At 62.5% G+C, this 19,499-nt stretch carries 24 protein-coding genes; 18 read left to right on the top strand and 6 right to left on the bottom strand.

From position 1 onward, the window contains the following. Window positions 1–3 precede the first annotated feature (3 nt). Genes AC56DI_RS16180 through pilG form a run of 3 tightly spaced genes read right to left on the bottom strand, consistent with a single transcriptional unit; the run spans window position 4 to window position 1,405 of the window. Window positions 4–540 (bottom strand): chemotaxis protein CheW, encoded by a 537-nt coding sequence (locus AC56DI_RS16180; protein ID WP_496347055.1) that lies wholly within the window; start codon window positions 538–540, stop codon window positions 4–6. Window positions 541–585: 45 nt separating this feature from the next. After that, window positions 586–951, bottom strand: coding sequence for a twitching motility response regulator PilH (pilH, locus tag AC56DI_RS16175; protein ID WP_324518826.1), 366 nt, complete (start codon window positions 949–951; stop codon window positions 586–588). A gap of 46 nt (window positions 952–997) precedes the next feature. Next, a complete protein-coding gene (gene pilG / locus AC56DI_RS16170; RefSeq protein ID WP_324518827.1) occupies window positions 998–1,405 on the bottom strand; it encodes a twitching motility response regulator PilG in 408 nt (135 codons plus the stop codon). 247 nt (window positions 1,406–1,652) lie between these two features. Between pilG and gshB the strand changes: the two genes are divergently transcribed. From gshB to AC56DI_RS16135, 7 genes are all read left to right on the top strand, one after another. Next, on the top strand, window positions 1,653–2,621 hold the full coding sequence (gene gshB, locus AC56DI_RS16165; RefSeq protein ID WP_496347054.1) for a glutathione synthase: 969 nt from the start codon (window positions 1,653–1,655) through the stop codon (window positions 2,619–2,621). 87 nt (window positions 2,622–2,708) lie between these two features. Continuing rightward, window positions 2,709–3,602 (top strand): TonB family protein, encoded by an 894-nt coding sequence (locus AC56DI_RS16160; protein WP_496347053.1) that lies wholly within the window; start codon window positions 2,709–2,711, stop codon window positions 3,600–3,602. Between the two features lie 64 nt (window positions 3,603–3,666). Beyond that, the gene (locus tag AC56DI_RS16155) at window positions 3,667–4,236 is read left to right on the top strand and encodes a YqgE/AlgH family protein (protein WP_496347052.1); all 570 of its coding nucleotides are present in this window, start codon (window positions 3,667–3,669) and stop codon (window positions 4,234–4,236) included. Beyond that, window positions 4,236–4,697 (top strand): Holliday junction resolvase RuvX, encoded by a 462-nt coding sequence (gene ruvX, locus AC56DI_RS16150; protein ID WP_496347051.1) that lies wholly within the window; start codon window positions 4,236–4,238, stop codon window positions 4,695–4,697. The genes AC56DI_RS16155 and ruvX overlap by 1 nt, the downstream gene beginning before the upstream one ends. After that, window positions 4,697–5,206 (top strand): bifunctional pyr operon transcriptional regulator/uracil phosphoribosyltransferase PyrR, encoded by a 510-nt coding sequence (pyrR, locus tag AC56DI_RS16145; protein WP_496347050.1) that lies wholly within the window; start codon window positions 4,697–4,699, stop codon window positions 5,204–5,206. Before ruvX ends, pyrR begins: the two co-directional genes overlap by 1 nt. A gap of 10 nt (window positions 5,207–5,216) precedes the next feature. Further along, window positions 5,217–6,227: an aspartate carbamoyltransferase catalytic subunit gene (locus AC56DI_RS16140; protein WP_324518980.1), complete on the top strand. Its 1,011-nt coding sequence runs from the start codon at window positions 5,217–5,219 to the stop codon at window positions 6,225–6,227. Continuing rightward, window positions 6,227–7,498: a dihydroorotase gene (locus AC56DI_RS16135; protein ID WP_324518833.1), complete on the top strand. Its 1,272-nt coding sequence runs from the start codon at window positions 6,227–6,229 to the stop codon at window positions 7,496–7,498. Before AC56DI_RS16140 ends, AC56DI_RS16135 begins: the two co-directional genes overlap by 1 nt. Before the next feature lie 57 nt (window positions 7,499–7,555). On the opposite strand, the gene AC56DI_RS16130 is transcribed toward AC56DI_RS16135, so the two are convergent. The 3 genes from AC56DI_RS16130 to AC56DI_RS16120 all read right to left on the bottom strand — a co-directional run bounded on the left by AC56DI_RS16130 (window position 7,556) and on the right by AC56DI_RS16120 (window position 10,395). Then, window positions 7,556–7,963, bottom strand: a complete 408-nt coding sequence (locus AC56DI_RS16130) for an NINE protein (protein WP_496347049.1) — start codon at window positions 7,961–7,963, stop codon at window positions 7,556–7,558. 119 nt (window positions 7,964–8,082) lie between these two features. Continuing rightward, window positions 8,083–9,228: a PilT/PilU family type 4a pilus ATPase gene (locus AC56DI_RS16125; RefSeq protein ID WP_496347048.1), complete on the bottom strand. Its 1,146-nt coding sequence runs from the start codon at window positions 9,226–9,228 to the stop codon at window positions 8,083–8,085. Window positions 9,229–9,360: 132 nt separating this feature from the next. Then, a complete protein-coding gene (locus AC56DI_RS16120; RefSeq protein WP_496347047.1) occupies window positions 9,361–10,395 on the bottom strand; it encodes a type IV pilus twitching motility protein PilT in 1,035 nt (344 codons plus the stop codon). A gap of 72 nt (window positions 10,396–10,467) precedes the next feature. On the opposite strand from AC56DI_RS16120, the gene AC56DI_RS16115 reads away from it, so the two are divergent. The 11 genes from AC56DI_RS16115 to AC56DI_RS16065 all read left to right on the top strand — a co-directional run bounded on the left by AC56DI_RS16115 (window position 10,468) and on the right by AC56DI_RS16065 (window position 19,457). Next, entirely contained in the window at window positions 10,468–11,154 is a 687-nt protein-coding gene (locus AC56DI_RS16115) for a YggS family pyridoxal phosphate-dependent enzyme (protein ID WP_496347046.1), read from the top strand. A 24-nt stretch (window positions 11,155–11,178) separates the two neighbouring features. After that, window positions 11,179–11,997, top strand: a complete 819-nt coding sequence (gene proC, locus AC56DI_RS16110) for a pyrroline-5-carboxylate reductase (RefSeq protein ID WP_496347045.1) — start codon at window positions 11,179–11,181, stop codon at window positions 11,995–11,997. A gap of 9 nt (window positions 11,998–12,006) precedes the next feature. Next, window positions 12,007–12,600, top strand: a complete 594-nt coding sequence (locus tag AC56DI_RS16105; RefSeq protein WP_496347044.1) for a YggT family protein — start codon at window positions 12,007–12,009, stop codon at window positions 12,598–12,600. Further along, window positions 12,600–12,902, top strand: a complete 303-nt coding sequence (locus tag AC56DI_RS16100; protein ID WP_324518840.1) for a DUF167 domain-containing protein — start codon at window positions 12,600–12,602, stop codon at window positions 12,900–12,902. The genes AC56DI_RS16105 and AC56DI_RS16100 overlap by 1 nt, the downstream gene beginning before the upstream one ends. A 144-nt stretch (window positions 12,903–13,046) precedes the next feature. Next, window positions 13,047–15,029 (top strand): dynamin family protein, encoded by a 1,983-nt coding sequence (locus AC56DI_RS16095; RefSeq protein ID WP_496347043.1) that lies wholly within the window; start codon window positions 13,047–13,049, stop codon window positions 15,027–15,029. A gap of 103 nt (window positions 15,030–15,132) precedes the next feature. Then, window positions 15,133–16,272: a homoserine O-succinyltransferase MetX gene (gene metX, locus AC56DI_RS16090; protein ID WP_496347042.1), complete on the top strand. Its 1,140-nt coding sequence runs from the start codon at window positions 15,133–15,135 to the stop codon at window positions 16,270–16,272. Window positions 16,273–16,279: 7 nt separating this feature from the next. After that, entirely contained in the window at window positions 16,280–16,900 is a 621-nt protein-coding gene (metW, locus tag AC56DI_RS16085; RefSeq protein WP_496347041.1) for a methionine biosynthesis protein MetW, read from the top strand. 28 nt (window positions 16,901–16,928) lie between these two features. Continuing rightward, window positions 16,929–17,348 carry a DUF4426 domain-containing protein gene (locus AC56DI_RS16080; RefSeq protein WP_496347040.1) on the top strand — a complete coding sequence of 140 codons (420 nt, stop codon included), beginning with the start codon at window positions 16,929–16,931 and terminating at the stop codon, window positions 17,346–17,348. After that, on the top strand, window positions 17,345–17,941 hold the full coding sequence (gene rdgB, locus AC56DI_RS16075; RefSeq protein WP_496347039.1) for an RdgB/HAM1 family non-canonical purine NTP pyrophosphatase: 597 nt from the start codon (window positions 17,345–17,347) through the stop codon (window positions 17,939–17,941). Before AC56DI_RS16080 ends, rdgB begins: the two co-directional genes overlap by 4 nt. Before the next feature lie 2 nt (window positions 17,942–17,943). Continuing rightward, the gene (gene hemW, locus AC56DI_RS16070) at window positions 17,944–19,098 is read left to right on the top strand and encodes a radical SAM family heme chaperone HemW (protein WP_496347535.1); all 1,155 of its coding nucleotides are present in this window, start codon (window positions 17,944–17,946) and stop codon (window positions 19,096–19,098) included. A 35-nt stretch (window positions 19,099–19,133) separates the two neighbouring features. Further along, window positions 19,134–19,457, top strand: a complete 324-nt coding sequence (locus AC56DI_RS16065) for a DUF3392 domain-containing protein (RefSeq protein WP_324518848.1) — start codon at window positions 19,134–19,136, stop codon at window positions 19,455–19,457. Window positions 19,458–19,499 lie beyond the last annotated feature (42 nt).

The raw sequence follows: 19,499 nt of genomic DNA, 5'->3' as shown, positions 1-19,499 counted from the left end.
TGTTCAAAAGGCTACGTCGAGAAATCCCGGATGCTGAGCCAGCGTATGGGGACTGAATACCAGCCACGCCTGTTCACGCTGGAACATGCCGTGAATAAAGGGCTGGATACTCGCCTCAAGCGGTGGCAACTGCTCCGAGAAGGCATCAACTGGAAAATGTTGCATGCCGTACACCTCATCGACGGTCAGACCGGCGAAAACTTCCTGGTGATCGACAATCAGAACACGCCGCTTCTTGCGCTGTGGCGACAAATCACCACCGAAGAAGCTGCACAGGTCCATGACCGGCAAAAGCCGACCGCGCACGTTGGCCACACCTTTGACCCAGCTCTTCACCCCAGGCAACAGGGTGTAGCGCGGCTCATGCAAGACCTCACCGATCTCCCCCATGGGCGCAACGAACAAACGCTCGCCCATGCGAAAGCCAATACCACTCCAGGTCTGCACCGCTTCCTGCTGCGACGGCAAGCCGGCAGCCAGGCGCCGGCAGCGCTGGTCGATATCGAGGAGAAGCTCAAAGGGGGTTTGTACGTCCGACATGCGGGCCTTGGCCTTCTTATTATTGGTTTACAGGCTGACCCTGGATCAGCCTACAAGCACTGCATTCAGCGTTTTCAGCAAGGTTGCTTCGTCAACCGGCTTGGTCAGGTAATCCTTGGCGCCTTGGCGCTTGCCCCAGACCTTGTCGGTTTCCTGATCCTTGGTCGTCACGATGATGACCGGGATGTGGCTGGTGTCGGCATCCTTGGTCAACTGACGGGTCGCCTGAAAGCCATTGAGGCCAGGCATGACGATATCCATCAACACGGCATCGGGCTTTTCCTGGCGAGCCAGGGCCACGCCATCGGCGCCGTTTTCCGCTTTCAGTACTTGATGACCGTGCTTTTCCAGCATGGCGGTCAACTTGTACATTTCCGTCGGTGAGTCATCAACAATCAAAATTCGAGCCATGGTGTTCCCCATCTGGAATAGGCGTCACCGACCTAGCGGTCGGACATCAGGAGGCTTGCTCCACCGGGACAAAATCCGGCACATGGGTCTTGATCGCGCCAAGCAACTCTTCTTTGCTGAAGGGCTTGGTGAGGTACTGGTCAGAACCAACGATCCGCCCCTTGGCCTTGTCGAACAAGCCATCCTTGGAGGACAACATGATAACCGGAGTGGACTTGAAAGCGCTGTTGTTCTTGATCAGGGCACAGGTCTGATAGCCGTCGAGTCGCGGCATCATGATGTCGACAAAAATAATACTCGGGTGCGTGTCTGCGATCTTGGCCAGCGCATCGAAGCCATCAACAGCCGTGATGACGTCGCAACCGACCTTCTTCAGAAGAGTTTCAGCGGTACGACGAATCGTTTTCGAATCGTCGATCACCATTACTCTCAAACCCTCGGAATGCTGTTCCATGTTTGCCCTACCATCCGCCTCGGTGAGTCGTTATTTTTGCTTTATACCAGCGCGTTTAAGGCCCTGTCACCGACGGGCTACACCCTAATCGTCGGACCTTTTTAGCACACTCTGCCCATGCAATCTATAAACCTCGGGCGGCACAGTCAGCTTGACCGAAAACCGCACTGGCGCCACCCTGGCGCCTTATAGCTTAGTCACTGCAGCCACCCGGCTGTCGATTTCCAGTTGCGGAGGATTTACCCCCATGAGCATTCGCCTAGGGATAGTAATGGACCCCATTGCGAGCATTGCCTTTAAAAAAGACAGCTCGCTGGCCATGCTGCTCGCCGCCCAGGCCCGCGGCTGGTCGTTGTTCTATATGGAACAACAAGACCTCTATCAACGCGAGGGCATCGCCCGAGCACGTACCTGCCCGCTACAGGTCTTCGATAATCCATCGCACTGGTTCGAATTAGACGCTGAGCAAGACATCGCGCTCAGCGAGCTGGATGTGATCCTGATGCGCAAGGACCCGCCCTTCGACAACGAGTTCGTTTACTCCACCTATTTGCTGGAGCAGGCCGAACAGGCCGGTGTCTTGGTAGTTAACCGCCCGCAAAGCCTGCGTGACTGCAACGAGAAGCTGTTTGCCACGCAATTTCCGCAGTGCACACCGAAAACCCTGGTTAGCCGGCGCGCCGACATTCTGCGCGAGTTTGCCCGCGAGCAACGTGACATCATTCTCAAACCCTTGGATGGCATGGGCGGCTCTTCGATCTTTCGTCACAGCGAAGGCGACCCGAACCTCTCGGTGATTCTGGAAACCCTGACCGCCCACGGCCGCCAGCAGATCATGGCGCAGGCCTATCTGCCGGCCATCAAGGACGGCGACAAGCGCATTCTGATGATCGACGGCGAGCCCGTACCTTATTGCCTGGCGCGCATCCCGGCGGCCGGCGAAACCCGCGGCAACCTGGCTGCCGGCGGCCGTGGTGAAGCCCGACCCTTGACCGAGCGCGATCGCTGGATTGCCGCCCAAGTCGGCCCGACCCTGCGAGAAAAAGGCTTGCTGTTTGTCGGCCTCGACGTGATCGGCGAACACCTCACCGAGATCAACGTCACCAGCCCCACCTGCATCCGCGAAATCGACAACGCGTTTGGCACCTGCATCGCCGAGCAGTTGATGGCGGTGATCGCCGCCAAGCTGGAGGCGCGCAGCACGCCCAAAGCTTGACGCAGGTGGCAGCTTGAACCGTGTCGCTTGCAGCCTGCCGCCCCAAGCCGGCAGACTGCGCGACACTTTGAGCCAAGCCGATGCGCCATGAACAAGCCCGCCCGCACCCCAGCCCCCGCAGCCTCCGGCGTTCGCCCGGCGGACCGCTTGGGCTTTACTCTTTTTCTGGCGGCCCTGGTGCATGTGGCGCTGATTCTTGGCCTGAGCTTTAGCTTCGCTGAGCCTGGGCAGATCAGCAAAACCCTGGAAATCACCCTCTCCACCTTTAAAAGCGCCGAAAAACCCAAAGAAGCCGACTTTCTTGCGCAGAACAACCAGCAAGGCAGCGGCACCCTGGACAAAAAGGCCGCGCCGAAAACCACCGAACAAGCGCTGTTTCAGGACACCGAGGTCAAGCGTGTGACCCCGCCCAGCGCACCACCGGCCAGCGTGCGCAAAGAAAAGCCCAAAGCCGCCGTCGCCACCCGCAGCCCGCAAGCGCAGAAGACCCCTGTCAAAACCGCGCAAGCCAAGCCGCAACCCGCCAGCCGCCCGGCCCCGGTATTCGACAGCAGTCAGCTGTCGGCAGAAATCGCCAGCCTTGAAGCGCAACTGGCCCAGGAACAGCAGCTCTACGCCAAACGGCCAAAAATCCATCGTCTCAACGCCGCCTCGACCATGCGCGACAAAGGTGCCTGGTACAAAGAGGAATGGCGCAAGAAGATCGAGCGTATCGGCAACCTCAACTACCCCGACGAAGCCCGCCGCCAACGCATTTACGGCAGCCTGCGCCTGCTGGTGTCGATCAACCGCGATGGCACCCTGTATGAAGTCCAGGTTCTGGAATCCTCCGGCCAGGACACCCTCGACCAGGCCGCCTTGCGCATCGTCCGCCTGGCCGCGCCCTTTGCCCCATTCAACAAGGACCTGGCCGAGTTCGACCGCCTGGAAATCATCCGCACCTGGCGCTTCGAGCGTGGCGACCGCCTGTCCAGCCGCTAGCCATAAGCCTGTCGCAACAACGTCAGGCTTGAAGCAACGGGCTTGAAGCCTGAAACTAGCGCCCATGAAAGACCGCGCCCCGACCTACCTCAAGCACCATTTCCTGATCGCCATGCCGCACATGGCCGATCCGCATTTTGCCCAGACCGTGACCTACCTGATCGAGCACAACGCCGAAGGCGCCATGGGCCTGATCATCAACCGCCCCAGCGGTTTGAGCCTGGCCGATGTGATCGAACAGCTGCGCCCGGATGACCAGACCGGCGGCATTCAGCAAGACTCACCGATCTTTGCCGGCGGCCCGGTACAGACCGAGCGCGGCTTTGTCCTGCACCCCAGCGGCCAGCAGTTCCAGGCCACGCTTGAACTCGGCGAACTGGGCCTGTCGACCTCGCAAGACACATTGTTCGCCATCGCCGCCGGCCAGGGCCCGAGCCAACACCTGATCGCCCTCGGCTACGCCGGCTGGGAAGCCGGACAACTGGAAAGCGAGCTGGCCGATAACGCCTGGCTGAGCTGCCCGGCCGACCTGCAGATTCTCTTCGACATCCCCGCCGAGCAGCGCCTGAGCGCCGCCGCCGCGAGGCTGGGCGTCAACCTCAGCCTATTGACTCGCCAGGCGGGGCACGCCTGATGAGCCAACTACTGCGCCTGCTGCTGGGCTTCGACTACGGCACCAAACAAATCGGCGTCGGCGTCGGCCAGGTCATCACCGGCCAAGCCCGCGCGCTGTGCATCCTCAAGGCACAAAACGGCGTACCGGACTGGCAGAAGGTCGAGGCGCTGATCAAGGAATGGCAGCCGGACGCCATCGTCGTCGGCCTGCCGCTGAACATGGACGGCAGCCCGAGCGAGATGAGCGCGCGCGCGGAGAAATTCGCCCGCCGCCTCAACGGCCGCTTCAACCTACCGGTGCACATGCACGATGAACGCCTGACCACTTACGAAGCCAAGGGCGAGCGCCTGGCTCAAGGCCAACGCGGCGGCTACCGGGAAAACCCGGTGGACGCCCTGGCCGCCGCGTTGCTGCTGCAAGGCTGGCTTGAAGCCAACCCTGCGCCCGCGCCAACCACCGTACACTCCGAGGAGCCGTGATGAGCCTGCCCGATCCCGCCGTACTCCTGCCGCAGATGGCTGCCGCACTGAGCGCCCACCTGCAGCAGCACCAGATTGCCGAGCCACGCTACATCGGCATCCATACCGGCGGCGTGTGGGTGGCTGAAGCACTCTTGCAGGCCATGGGCCAGTCCGCGCCACTGGGCACCCTGGACGTATCCTTCTATCGCGATGACTTCACCCAGAACGGCCTGCACCCGCAAGTACGGCCCTCAGCCCTGCCGTTCGAGATCGAAGGCCAGCACCTGGTGCTGATCGACGACGTACTGATGAGCGGGCGCACCATCCGCGCCGCCCTCAACGAGCTGTTCGACTACGGCCGACCGGCCAGCGTAACCCTGGTCTGCCTGCTCGACCTGAATGCCCGCGAGCTGCCGATCCGTCCGGACGTGGTCGGCGCCACCTTGTCCCTCGCGCCTGGCGAGCGGGTAAAATTGCACGGCCCTACTCCGCTCGCGCTTGAGCGCCAGCTTCTTGCCTCCCACTGAGACCCTCGTGATGACGCCGACCGCCGCCAAGCGCCCGCTGCAGCTCAATGACCAGGGCCAGCTGCGCCATTTCCTGTCCCTCGACGGTTTGTCCCGCGAGCTGCTGACGGAAATCCTCGACACTGCCGACTCCTTCCTCGAAGTCGGCGCCCGCGCCGTGAAGAAAGTCCCGCTGCTGCGCGGCAAAACCGTGTGCAACGTGTTCTTCGAGAACTCCACGCGCACCCGCACCACCTTCGAACTGGCGGCCCAGCGCCTGTCAGCCGACGTGATCAGCCTGAACGTGTCGACCAGCTCAACCAGCAAGGGCGAGACACTGTTCGACACCCTGCGCAACCTCGAAGCCATGGCCGCCGACATGTTCGTGGTGCGCCATGCCGACTCCGGCGCCGCGCACTTTATCGCCGAGCACGTGTGCCCCAACGTCGCCGTGATCAACGGTGGCGACGGCCGCCATGGTCACCCGACCCAGGGCATGCTCGACATGCTGACTATTCGTCGGCACAAAGGCAGCTTCGAGAATCTCTCGGTGGCCATCGTTGGCGACATTCTCCATTCGCGGGTGGCGCGCTCGGACATGCTCGCCCTGAAAACCCTGGGCTGCCCGGACATCCGCGTGATCGCGCCGAAAACCTTGCTGCCGGTGGGCATCGAGCAATACGGCGTGAGCGTCTACACCGACCTCGCCGAAGGCCTGAAAGATGTCGACGTGGTGATCATGCTGCGCCTGCAGCGCGAACGCATGCAGGGCGGCCTGCTGCCCAGCGAGGGCGAGTTCTACCGCCTTTACGGCCTGACCACCCAGCGCCTGGCCCTGGCCAAGCCCGATGCCTTGGTCATGCACCCGGGGCCGATCAACCGCGGCGTGGAAATCGAATCGGCAGTGGCCGATGGTCCGCAATCGGTGATTCTCAATCAGGTCACCTACGGCATCGCCATCCGCATGGCCGTGCTGTCCATGGCCATGAGCGGCCAAGCCGCGCAACGCCAACTCAACCAAGACAGCGAGGAGCAGAACTGATGCGTACCCGTATCCTCGGCGCCCGCGTGATCGACCCGGCCAGCGGCCTCGACCAAGTCACCGACCTGTACCTGCAAGGCGGCAAAATCGCCGCCTTCGGCCAAGCCCCTGCTGACTTTGTCGCCGACCAGACCATCGACGCGACCGGCTTGGTAGCCGCCCCCGGCCTGGTCGACCTGGCCGTATCCCTGCGCGAACCCGGCTACAGCCGCAAAGGCACGATTGCCACTGAAACCCTGGCCGCCGCCGCCGGCGGCGTGACCAGCCTGTGCTGCCCGCCGCAGACCAAACCGGTGCTGGACACCTCAGCGGTTACCGAGCTGATTCTCGACCGCGCCCGCGAAGCCGGACACAGCAAGGTCTTCCCCATCGGCGCTCTGAGCAAAAACCTCGACGGCGAACAGCTGGCCGAGCTGGTGGCCCTGCGCGACGCCGGTTGCATGGCCTTTGGCGATGGCCTGCACAGCTTCAACAACCACCGCACCCTGTGCCGCGCCCTGGAATATGCCGCCACCTTCAACCTGACCGTGATCCTGCATGCCCAGGACCACGACCTGGCGGCCGGCGGCATCGCGCACGAAGGGCCGACGGCGAGCTTCCTCGGCCTGGCCGGCATCCCGGAAAGCGCCGAAACCGTGGCCCTGGCCCGTGACCTGCTGCTGGTGGAACAGTCTGGCGTGCGCGCTCACTTCAGTCAGCTGACCAGTGCTCGCGGCGCGCAGATGATTGCCGACGCTCAGGCGCGCGGCCTGCCGGTGACTGCCGACGTGGCCCTGTATCAGTTGATCCTAACCGATGAGGCCCTGCGCGACTTCTCCAGCCTCTATCACGTCCAACCACCGCTGCGTACCCAGGCCGACCGCGATGGCTTGCGGGCAGCGGTCAAGTCCGGGGTGATCTCGGCCATCGCCAGCCACCACCAACCCCATGAGGCAGACGCCAAGCTGGCGCCTTTCGCCGCGACCGAGCCTGGTATCAGCAGCGTCGAGCTGCTGCTGCCGCTGGCCATGACCCTGGTGCAGGACGGCCTGCTCGACCTGCCGACCCTGCTGGCACGCCTGACAGCCGGCCCGGCCAAGGCCTTGCGCCTGCCGGTTGGGCGCCTGGCCGTCGGCGCACCGGCCGATCTGGTGCTGTTCGATCCGCAAGGCTCGACCCTGGCGGGGGAAACCTGGTTCTCCAAAGGCCAAAACTGCCCGTTTATCGGCCACTGCCTGCCCGCCGCCGTGCGCTACACTCTGGTGGATGGGCGCATCAGTTACCAGAACTGAAGCACCCGTCATGCAAAAGCCCGCCAATTGGCGGGCTTTTGCGTTGCTCTGGGCGGTTTAAAGCGGTGAGATCTGCGCGTTGCGGATCGACACCTGATCGTTCAGCGTCCAGAAGTCATACAACACGCCCAACAAGAAAAATCCGCCGGTGAACAGGTAGAGGATGCCCGTCAGCCATTTACCCTGGTACATGCGGTGCACGCCAAAAATGCCGAGAAACACCAACAGTATCCAGGCCACGTTGTAATCCAAGCCGCCTGACGTGAAGCGCAAGTCCGCCTCACGGTCCATCGACGGGATCAGAAACAGGTCGATCAACCAGCCTATCCCCAGCAGTCCCAAGGTGAAAAACCAGATCGTCCCGGTCACCGGTTTGCCGTAGTAAAAACGATGAGCCCCGAGAAAACCGAAGATCCACAACAGGTAGCCGATGGCCTTGCTGTGGGTGTCCTGACGCATATCCATATCACTCTCCTGTGAAATAACCTTGCTGCTCTGACTGCCGATCATGGCGCAAATTCAATTGCGAACCGCATAAAGACAAAACCCACCGGCCGGTGGGTTTTGTCTTTATGCCTCGAAACTTAGCGGAAACGTCGCCCCGGTTCTTCGTCGCTTACCTCTAGGGACAGGCCCTGGGACATGCTGGTCAGGTGCTCGCCATCGGTTTCCGAACCGAGCTTGATCAGCAGACGTAGGTCGTTGGCCGAGTCGGCGTGGGCCAGGGCATCTTCGTAAGTGATTTCACCCTGGGCATAGAGCGCATACAGCGCCTGATCGAAGGTCTGCATGCCCTGCTCGGTGGAGCGCTTCATCAGCGCCTTGAGCTCGTGCACTTCGCCCTTGCGAATCAGGTCCGCCGCCAGCGGGGTGTTGATCAAGACCTCAATCACCGCGCGCCGCCCCTTGCCGTCCGGGGTCGGCACCAGTTGCTGGGCGACGATGGCTTTGAGGTTAAGCGACAAATCCATCCACACCTGCTGCTGACGGTCCGCCGGGAAGAAGTTGATGATCCGGTCCAGCGCCTGGTTGGCGTTGTTGGCGTGCAGCGTGGCCAGACACAAGTGGCCGGTTTCGGCGAACACCACCGCATGGTCCATGGTCTCGCGAGTCCGCACTTCGCCAATCATGATCACGTCCGGCGCCTGGCGCAGGGTGTTCTTCAGGGCAATTTCGAACGACTCGGTATCGATCCCCACTTCACGCTGGGTGACGATGCAGCTCTGGTGCTGGTGGATGTATTCGATTGGGTCTTCGATGGAGATGATGTGGCCGCTGGAGTTCTTGTTGCGGTAGCCGATCATCGCCGCCAACGAGGTGGATTTACCGGTACCGGTGGCACCGACAAACAGGACCAGGCCGCGCTTGGTCAGCGACAGTTTTTTCAGCACTTCCGGCAGTTTGAGGTCTTCCAGCGTCGGGATATTGGTTTCGATACGGCGCAGCACCATACCTGCCAGGTTGCGCTGATAAAACGCACTTACGCGGAAGCGGCCAACGCCACGCGCACTGATGGCGAAGTTGCACTCGTGGTTCTCGGTGAAGTCACGGCGCTGCTGCTCGTTCATCACGGAGTGCACGGTCTCGCGGGTTTGCTCCGGCGACATGGCGTTTTTGGTCACCGGCATGATCTTGCCATTGACCTTCATCGACGGCGGCACGCCGGCGGTAATAAACAAGTCCGAGCCGCCCTTTTCGACCATCAAGCGCAGCAGTTTTTCGAATTCCATGGACCTTCTCGCCTATCACACCTGGCACGCCATGCAGTGCTCAAAGCACCGCGCCCTGAGGGGCCAACCGCTTGCGGGCGTGTAGCGCAAGGGTGTCTTGCCGCTTCCACCAGCAGGCAGAAGCGGCTTGGATCAGAAGTTTTCCGGGGTTTTGGCTTTTTCCCGCGCCGCATCGCGGCTGACGATGCCCTTGGCCACCAAACCCTTCAAGCAGGAGTCGAGCGTCTGCATGCCCAGCGAACCACCGGTCTGGATCGCCGAATACATCTGCGCCACCTTGTCTTCGCGGATCAGGTTACGGATCGCCGGGGTGCCGATCATGATCTCGTGGGCCGCCACCCGGCCGCCGCCGACCTTTTTCAGCAGGGTCTGGGAGATAACCGACTGCAGCGACTCGGAAAGCATGGAGCGAACCATGGATTTTTCTTCCGCGGGGAACACGTCAACCACCCGGTCAATGGTCTTCGCCGCCGAGGTGGTGTGCAGGGTGCCGAACACCAGGTGACCGGTTTCCGCAGCGGTCAGCGCCAGGCGGATGGTCTCCAGGTCGCGCATCTCACCCACCAGAATGATGTCCGGGTCTTCCCGCAGGGCCGAGCGCAGAGCCTCGGAGAAGCCAAGGGTGTCGCGGTGCACTTCCCGCTGGTTGATCAGGCATTTTTTCGATTCGTGAACGAATTCGATCGGATCTTCCACGGTGAGAATGTGGTGATATTTGTTGCTATTGATGTAGTCGAGCATGGCCGCCAGGGTGGTCGACTTGCCCGAACCGGTCGGCCCGGTCACCAGCACCAAGCCGCGAGGCACGTCGGAAATCTTCTTGAAGATTTCGCCCATGCCCAAGTCTTCCATCGACAAGACCTTGGACGGAATGGTCCGGAACACCGCACCGGCACCGCGGTTTTGGTTGAAGGCGTTGACCCGGAAACGCGCCACACCGGGCACTTCAAAGGAGAAGTCGGTCTCCAGGAACTCCTCGAAATCCTTGCGCTGCTTGTCGTTCATGATGTCGTAGATCAGCGCGTGCACTTGCTTGTGATCGAGAGCAGGCAGGTTGATCCGGCGCACATCGCCATCGACACGAATCATCGGCGGCAGGCCCGCCGAGAGGTGCAGGTCTGAAGCGCCTTGCTTGGCGCTGAAGGCAAGCAGCTCGGTAATATCCATGGGACTCCCTAATGACAAGCAAGCAGGTAGAATGCCGCAGACCCCAGACGGGCGGGCGATAGAGCGTGAGTAATGTCCACGATAGCAGAGAATATTGCAAAGGTCGGTGAGCGGATCCGTGAGGCGGCGCAAGCCTCGGGGCGCGATTTAGACGGCATTGGCCTGCTCGCAGTGAGCAAGACCAAACCGGCTGCTGCGGTGCGCGAAGCCTTTGCCGCGGGCCTGCGCGACTTCGGCGAAAACTACCTGCAGGAAGCCTTGGATAAACAGGCTGAACTGAGCGAGCTGCCCTTGATCTGGCACTTTATCGGCCCCATTCAATCGAACAAGACCAAGCCGATTGCCGAGCATTTCGCTTGGGTGCACTCGGTGGACCGCCTGAAGATTGCCCAACGCTTGTCAGAGCAACGTCCGACCGGCTTACCGCCTTTAAACATCTGTTTGCAGGTGAACGTCAGCGCTGAAGCGAGCAAATCTGGCTGCGCGCCGGCTGAGCTGGCCGCCCTGGCCCAGGCCGTGAGCCAATTGCCGAACCTGCGCTTGCGTGGCTTGATGGCGATCCCCGAGCCAACCGACGACGTGGCAGCACAACGGGCGGCCTTTGCCCGGCTGCGCGAATTGCGCGATGGTTTGCCGCTGCCTCTCGACACCCTGTCCATGGGCATGAGCCATGATCTGGACGCCGCCATCGCCGAAGGGGCGACCTGGGTCCGCATCGGCACTGCCCTGTTTGGCGCCCGTGATTACCCGAGCGCCTGAATTGAACCTAAAAGGAAGCCGCACATGAGCCACCCCCGTATCGCCTTTATTGGCGCCGGCAACATGGCCGCCAGTCTGATCGGCGGCTTGCTCGCCCAGGGCATTCCGGCCAGTCATATCCGCGCCAGCGATCCCGGCGCCGAGCAACGGGCGAAGATTGCCGGCGAACACGGCATTGCGCTGCTTGCCGATAACGCCGAGGCCATTCTCGACGCCGACGTGATTGTCCTCGCCACCAAGCCGCAAGTGCTTAAAGACGTGTGCCTGGCCCTGACCCCCAGCCTGCAGGACGGCCAACTGCTGGTCTCCATCGCCGCCGGCATCAGTTGCGCCAGCCTGGGTAACTGGCTGGGCGCTCGCCCCATCGTGCGCTGCATGCCCAACACCCCGGCGTTGCTGCGTCAGGGCGTGAGCGGCCTGTATGCCAACGCCGAGGTCAACCCGGCCCAACGCGAGCTGGCCGAGCATCTGCTGGCGGCCGTCGGCATGGCCCTGTGGCTGGAGAACGAACAGCAGATCGACGCGGTGACGGCCGTTTCCGGCAGCGGCCCGGCGTATTTCTTCCTGCTGATTGAGGCCATGACCGCCGCCGGTGAGCAGTTGGGCCTGCCCAAAGCCATCGCTGCCCAGCTGACTCTGCAGACTGCGCTGGGCGCCGCCCATATGGCCGTGGCCAGTGACGTCGATGCCGCCGAACTGCGTCGCCGCGTCACCTCACCGAATGGCACCACCGAAGCCGCGATCAAAACCTTCCAGGCCGGTGGTTTTGCCGAGCTGGTCGAACAGGCGCTGAGCGCTGCCGCCAAACGCTCGGCCGAACTGGCAGAACAACTGGGAAAGTAAGGAACCGTCATGTCCGGATTAGTCGAAGCCCTCATCTATATCATCCAGACCCTCGGCAGCCTGTACCTGCTGATCGTGCTGCTGCGCTTTATCCTGCAACTGGTACGTGCGGACTTCTACAACCCGCTCAGCCAGTTCACCGTCAAGGCCACCCAACCGTTGCTCAAGCCGCTACGCCGGCTGATCCCCAGCATCGCCGGGCTGGATACCGCTTCCCTGGTGCTGGCCGTGCTGGTGCAACTGCTGCTGATGGTCGTGACGCTGAGCCTGATGGGCTTCAACCCGATTAGCGTCATCCCGCAGTTGCTGGTCTGGTCGCTGATTGGCGTGACTTCGCTGTTCTTCAAGGTGTTCTTCTTCGCCCTGATCGTCAGCGTAATCCTCTCCTGGGTTGCTCCCGGCAGCCACAACCCTGGCGCGCAACTGGTCAACCAGCTCTGCGAGCCGCTGCTGGCGCCGTTTCGCAAGCTGCTGCCGAACCTTGGCGGGCTGGACCTGTCGCCAATCTTCGCGTTTATCGCGTTGAACCTGGTGGACCGTTTCGTCATCGGCAACCTGGCGGCCATGACTGGCATGCCGGCCATGCTCAGCCCGTTCCTCTGATGAGTGCGGCCTGGTACCGCTGGGACGGCGCGGACCTGATCCTCGACTGTCACCTGCAACCCAAGGCCAGCAAGGATGAATTCGCCGGGCTGCACGGTGAGCGGCTGAAAATCCGCCTCACCGCGCCACCGGTGGAGGGCAAGGCCAACGCCCATCTGCTGGCGTTTCTCGGCGCTGCATTCGGCGTGGCCAAGAGTCAGGTCAGCCTGGTCAGTGGCGAGCTCAATCGGCAGAAGCGCGTGCGCATCCAGCAACCCAAGCGTCTGCCCGACTTGCCCGGACTGACCGCTCAGTCAGCCTGACAGACCTTAAGGCGGGATCATGGCGCTTGCAGTTTGACGCTAAGCCGCCGTTCAGCATAATGAGTGCTATCACTACGACACCATGGCCCTGGTGCACGTACACTCGCCCACACTTGCAGGATGCACTTTCCCCGGAGAGCCAGGATGAGCATGGAACGTCTCAGTCAGCAGGTCACCGCATACGTGGCCTGGAAGCGCGAATTGATGCGCGAGATCACCCGCTATCGCAGCTGGTTGATCCACAACCGCCTCAATTCCGACGCCGTTGAGGCCAAGCTGGAGCGCGCCCTCAAACTGCTGCGCACCGACCACATCACCCTGGCCTTTGTCGGCGAGTATTCGCGCGGCAAGACCGAGCTGATCAACAGCCTGTTCTTCTCCGAATACGGCCAGCGCATGCTGCCGTCCCAGGCCGGGCGCACCACCATGTGCCCTACCGAGCTGTTTTTCGACCCGCGCTCGGAACACTCCTATATCCGTCTGCTGCCGATCGAGACCCGCGCGGCAGAAGCCAGCGTGGCGCAGTTCAAGCGCATTCCCCGGCACTGGGTAAATATCCCCCTGGACCTCAGCGACCCGGACAACATGGTCCAGGCCTTTACCCAGGTGGCCAAAACCAAGCCGATGCCGGTGGAGCAGGCCATTCAACTGGGCTTCCACCCGGACATGCTGGAAAGCGCCGGCAAGCCGGGCATCGTGCTGGTACCGGCCTGGCGCCATGCCATCGTCAACTTCGACCACCCGCTGCTGCGCCAGGGCCTGCGCATCCTCGACACACCCGGTCTGAATGCCCTGGGTAGCGAGCCGGAACTGACCCTGTCGATGCTGCCCAACGCCCAGGCGGTGATCTTCCTGCTCAGCGCCGATACCGGCGTGACGGCCAGCGACATGGCGGTGTGGCAGCAGCATATTCGCCAGCTCGACGACGAAAACCCCATCTGCCTGTTTGCCGCTCTGAACAAAATCGACGTGCTCTGGGACGACCTGGCCGGCGAAACCTTCGTTCAGCACGCCATCGAGAAAATCCGCAGCGCCACGGCCAAACAACTGGGCATCAGTCGCGACAACGTACTGCCGATATCGGCCAAGCAAGCCCTGCTGGCAAAAGTGCGCAAGGACCAGGAGCTGCTCGACCGCAGCCAGCTGGCAGGCCTGGAAACCCTGCTGTGCGAACGCATCGTGGCGCAGAAGGAGCGTTTGCTGGAAGAACGCGTGGTCAACCAGGTGCTGGCCCTGCTGCAAAACAGCCAACACGTCCTCAACCTGCGCCTGGCCAAGGTCAATGAACAGCACGAGCTGCTGTCCAACCACCACCAGGACAACGGCCAGTTGCTGTTTGAACTGACCGCCAAAACCAAAGAAGACCACGGCCAGCACCACAAGCGCCTGCTCGGCCTGAAAACCAACCAGCGCCTGCTCAAGCGCCAGGGCGACCTGCTACGCAGCGCCGTACGCAGTGAGCGGCTGGATGAACACCTGGCGCTGCTGAGCAAGAACCTCACCGGCAGCTGGACCACCTTCGGCATCAACCAGACCATCCTGTTTTTCTTCCGCAGCGTGGAAGCCGATCTGCAGACCCTGGGTCAGGAAGCTGAAATGGCCAACAAGATGGTGGCCGCCATCTACCGCCGGCACAACGAAGAGAATCCCCTGCACGGCGTAGACGCGCCGCAGTTCAGCATCAAGCGCCCCCTGCGTGAGCTGCAACAACTGCAAGGCAAGGCCGACCGCTTCCGCCTGCACCTGAAGACCCTGCTCAGCAACCAGACCACCCTGAGCCGGCGCTTTTTCGCCACACTGGTGCAGGAAGTCATCGGCCTGCACCAGCGCCTGCGCCAGGAAGCCGAGCAGTGGGCCGGCGACGCCCTGATGCCGCTGATGCAGCACACCCTGGAAAACAAGCAGATGCTGGAAACCCACATGCTGCGCCTCAAAGCCCTGGCCCAGGAAACCCAGCAAACCCGCACTCGCAGCCAGCATCTGGCACGCTATCAGGACGAACTGCAGCAGCAACTGGCACAGGCCAATGAAATGCTGCGCATGCTGCGCCGACCGGCACCCGTACAACGCCAGGGCAAGGTGGTCAGCCTGCCAGGCGCCGGGCGCAGCCACAGCGCTGCGGACTGATTCGCTGATCACAACAAACCGCTGCACACCCGCCGCCCCATGCGCTTGCCGCCTGGGGCGGTGCTCTTTAGACTGGCGCCTCATTTAAGCGCGAGCAGGGTCAATGCCCACCGTCTTTGCAGAAGATTCCGTTGGTCTGGTCAGTCCGCAAACCCTCACGTTTGCCGAGCCACTGGCGCTGGCCTGTGGCCGCAGCCTGGCCAATTATCAGTTGGTCTACGAAACCTATGGGCAACTGAACGCCAGCGCCAGCAACGCGGTGCTGATTTGCCATGCCCTCTCCGGCCACCACCACGCTGCCGGCTACCACAGTGTCGACGAGCGCAAACCGGGCTGGTGGGACAGCTGCATCGGCCCCGGCAAACCCATCGACACCAATAAGTTCTTCGTCGTCAGCCTCAATAACCTCGGCGGCTGTAACGGCTCCACCGGGCCGTCGAGCATCAACCCGGCCAGCGGCAAGCCGTTCGGTGCCGACTTCCCGATGATGACCGTGGAAGACTGGGTAAACAGTCAGGCGCGCCTGGCCGACTGCCTGGGCATTCAGCAGTGGGCCGCAGTGGTCGGCGGCAGCCTCGGCGGCATGCAGGCGTTGCAATGGAGCATCAGCTACCCCGAGCGCGTGCGCCACTGCCTGGCCATCGCCTCGGCACCCAAGTTGTCGGCACAGAACATCGCCTTCAACGAAGTGGCGCGCCAGGCCATCCTCTCCGACCCGGACTTCCACGGCGGGCACTTTCAGGAACAGGGCGTGATCCCCAAGCGTGGGCTGATTCTGGCGCGCATGGTCGGTCACATCACCTACCTGTCGGATGACGCCATGGGCGAGAAATTCGGCCGCGACCTGAAAAGCGACAAGCTCAACTACGACTTCCACAGCGTCGAGTTCCAGGTCGAGAGCTACCTGCGCTATCAGGGCGAGGAGTTCTCCGGACGTTTCGACGCCAACACCTACCTGCTGATGACCAAGGCGCTGGACTACTTCGACCCGGCGGCCAACCACGCTGGTGACCTGGCCAAGACGTTGGCGTCGGCCCAGGCGGATTTCTGCGTGATGTCCTTCACCACCGACTGGCGCTTCTCGCCGGCGCGCTCGCGGGAGATCGTCGACGCCCTGGTGGCCGCGCGCAAGAACGTCTGCTACCTGGAAATCGACGCGCCGCAGGGCCACGACGCCTTCCTCATTCCCATTCCGCGGTACTTGCAGGCGTTCAGCGCCTACATGCACCGCATCAGCGTGTAAGGCCGTCATGAGAGCCGATCTGGACATCATTCAAGACTGGATTCCCGCCGGTAGCCGGGTCCTCGACCTCGGCTGTGGCGACGGCGAACTGCTGGCCTGGCTGCGCGAGCACAAGCAGGTCAGTGGCTATGGCCTGGAAATCGACGCCGACAACATCGCCCAGTGCCTGCTCAAGGGCATCAACGTCATCGAGCAGGACCTGGACAAAGGCCTCGGCAACTTCGCCAGCAACAGCTTCGACGTCGTGGTCATGACCCAGGCCCTGCAGGCCGTGCAGTACCCGGACAAGCTGCTGGAGGAAATGCTCCGCGTCGGCCGCCAGTGCATCATCACCTTTCCCAACTTCGGCCACTGGCGTTGCCGCTGGGACCTGGCGCGCAAAGGCCAGATGCCGGTCTCCGAGTTCCTCCCGTACACCTGGTACAACACGCCGAACATCCACTTCTGCACCTTCCTCGACTTCGAAGAGCTGTGCCACCAGATGCGTGTGCGCGTCCTCGACCGCCTGGCAGTAGACCGCCTGCACCGGCACACCCTGGCCAGTCGCTTGTGGCCTAATCTGTTGGGTGAGATCGGCATCTATCGCGTCAGCGGCCCCAGCCTGGCTGACAGCCAGATAGCGGTCTGACCCGCCACCCACCGCAAGGAGAATCGTCATGACCCGCATCGCGTTATTACTCATGAGCCTGTGCCTGAGCCTGCCGGCCCTGGCCGAACAGAAGCAAAGCTATGGCGACCTGGACGTGCATTACAGCGCCTTCAACTCCGGTTTCCTGCAGCCCGAAATCGCCGCAGCCACAGGCCTGGTGCGCAGCAAGACCCAGGGCGTGGTCAATGTCGCCGTACTCAAGGCCGGCACCGCCAGCAGCGCCAAGGTCAGCGGCACGGTGAAGAACCTGCTGGGGCAAAGCACCGCCCTGAGCTTCAAAGAGGTCAAGGAAGGCAAGGCCATCTACTACCTGGCCCAGTTCCCCTTCGAGCAACGGGAAACCCTGCGCTTCACCCTGAACGTGACCGCCGCCGATGGCGTGCCCCACAGTTTCGATTTCAACCAGGAATTTTTCCCCGACGAATGAAGCCGATCACTGAACTAGTGCTGGCCAGCCACAACGCCGGCAAGCTGAAAGAACTGCAAGCGATGCTCGGCTCGCACATCAAAGTGCGCGCCGTCAGTGAGTTCAGCAGCATTGAGCCGGAAGAAACCGGCTTGTCGTTTGTCGAGAACGCCATTCTCAAGGCCCGCCACGCCGCGCAGGTGTCCGGCCTGCCAGCGCTGGCCGACGACTCGGGACTGGCGGTAGACGCCCTCGGTGGCGCGCCGGGCATCTACTCGGCTCGCTATGCCGACGGCCAAGGCGATGCTGCCAACAACGCCAAGCTGCTGGACGTCCTTAAAGCAGTGCCGGACACCGAGCGCGGCGCCCAGTTCGTCTGCGCTCTGGCGTTGGTGCGGCATGCCGCCGACCCGCTGCCGATCCTTTGCGAAGGCCTCTGGCACGGCCGCATCCTGCATGAAGCCCGCGGCGCACAGGGCTTTGGCTACGACCCGCTGTTCTGGGTCGCCGAGCGCAACTGCTCCAGCGCCGAACTGCCGGCGGCCGAGAAAAACCAGCTCAGCCACCGTGCCCGCGCCATGGCCCTGCTCAAACAACGCCTGGGGCTGGCATGAGTATGCCCGACGGCGGGAGTTTGCAGCTCCCGCCGCTTGCCTTGTACATCCATATTCCCTGGTGCGTGCGCAAATGCCCGTACTGCGATTTCAACTCCCACGCCGCCGGCCCAACGCTGCCGGAACAGGAGTATGTCGACGCCCTGCTGGCCGACCTCGACGCCGACCTTAGCCATGTGCACGGCCGCCAACTGAGTTCGATCTTCTTCGGCGGCGGCACTCCAAGCCTGTTCAGCGCCGCCGCCCTCGGCCGTCTGCTGGCTGGCGTGGAGCAACGCATCGGGTTTGCTGCCGACATCGAAATCACCCTGGAGGCCAACCCCGGCACCTTTGAGCAGGCCAAATTCCAGGCCTACCGCCAACTCGGCATCAATCGCCTGTCCATCGGCGTGCAGAGTTTTCAGGCCGATAAGCTCAAAGCCCTGGGCCGCATCCACGACGGCGACGAGGCGATTCGCGCCGCCGACATGGCCCGCGCCGCCGGCTTCGACAACTTCAACCTCGACCTGATGCACGGCCTGCCGGACCAGTCGATCGAGGACGCCTTGAGCGACCTGCGCATCGCTATCGCCCAGCAGCCGACCCACCTGTCGTGGTACCAGCTGACCATGGAACCGAACACGGTGTTCTGGAGCCAGCCGCCGACCCTGCCGGAAGACGACACCCTCTGGGACATTCAAGAGGCCGGCCAGCAATTGCTCGCCGAGCATGGCTACCTGCAGTACGAAGTTTCGGCCTATGCCCGTGCCGGCCACCAGGCCCGGCATAACCTCAATTACTGGAGCTTCGGCGACTTTATCGGCATCGGCGCCGGCGCCCACGGCAAGCTCAGCAGCCCGAGCGGGCAGATCGTGCGCACTTGGAAGACCCGCCTACCCAAGGACTACCTGGACCCGGACAAAGCCTTTCTTGCCGGCGAGCGCGCGCTCACCAGCGAAGAGCTGCCCTTCGAATTCCTGATGAATGTGCTGCGCCTCAACGACGGCTGCAGCAGCGCCCTGTTTACTCAGCGCACCGGTTTGCCGCTCAGCGTCTTGAGCACCGCCCGTGCCGAAGCCGAAGCCCGTGGCCTGCTTCTGAGTGACCCGCAACGGCTGACCGCCAGTCGCGAAGGGCAACTGTTTCTCAACGACCTGCTGCAGTACTTCCTCACCTAGCGCATCTGCATTGCGCTGCTTTGCTAAGGACTCTCATGGACATGCTTCTCGACCTGATCGCCACCCTGTCGCGCTGGAGCCGCAGCCACCTGGGCGATATCTCCCTGGCCCTGATGGCCACCCTGTTCGTGCTGTTCGGCCCCGGCCTGAATGCCTGGGTGCAACGCTCCATCGGCGGCCTGAATTTCGTCCTGCGCACCCTGATTTTCGTGCTGGTCTGCGCCGTCGGCTACGGCCTGGCGATCATCTTCCTGACGCCCTGGCTGGCCCATGCCTTGGGTTATTTCAACAACTACACCCTGGCGCCGGTATTGCTACTAGTCTTCTTCCTTATCGGCGTGCTGGCCGACCGCAGCTGATTCCGTGGCTGCGCGGCTGGCCGTCGGCCACCGGAGGAGCCC

It is taken from the genome of Pseudomonas sp. BGA-UO-ETr-WB11 (assembly GCF_059567785.1).
The sequence above is the reverse complement of the archived record's forward strand: the minus strand, read 5'-3'. Positions and strand labels throughout refer to the sequence as shown.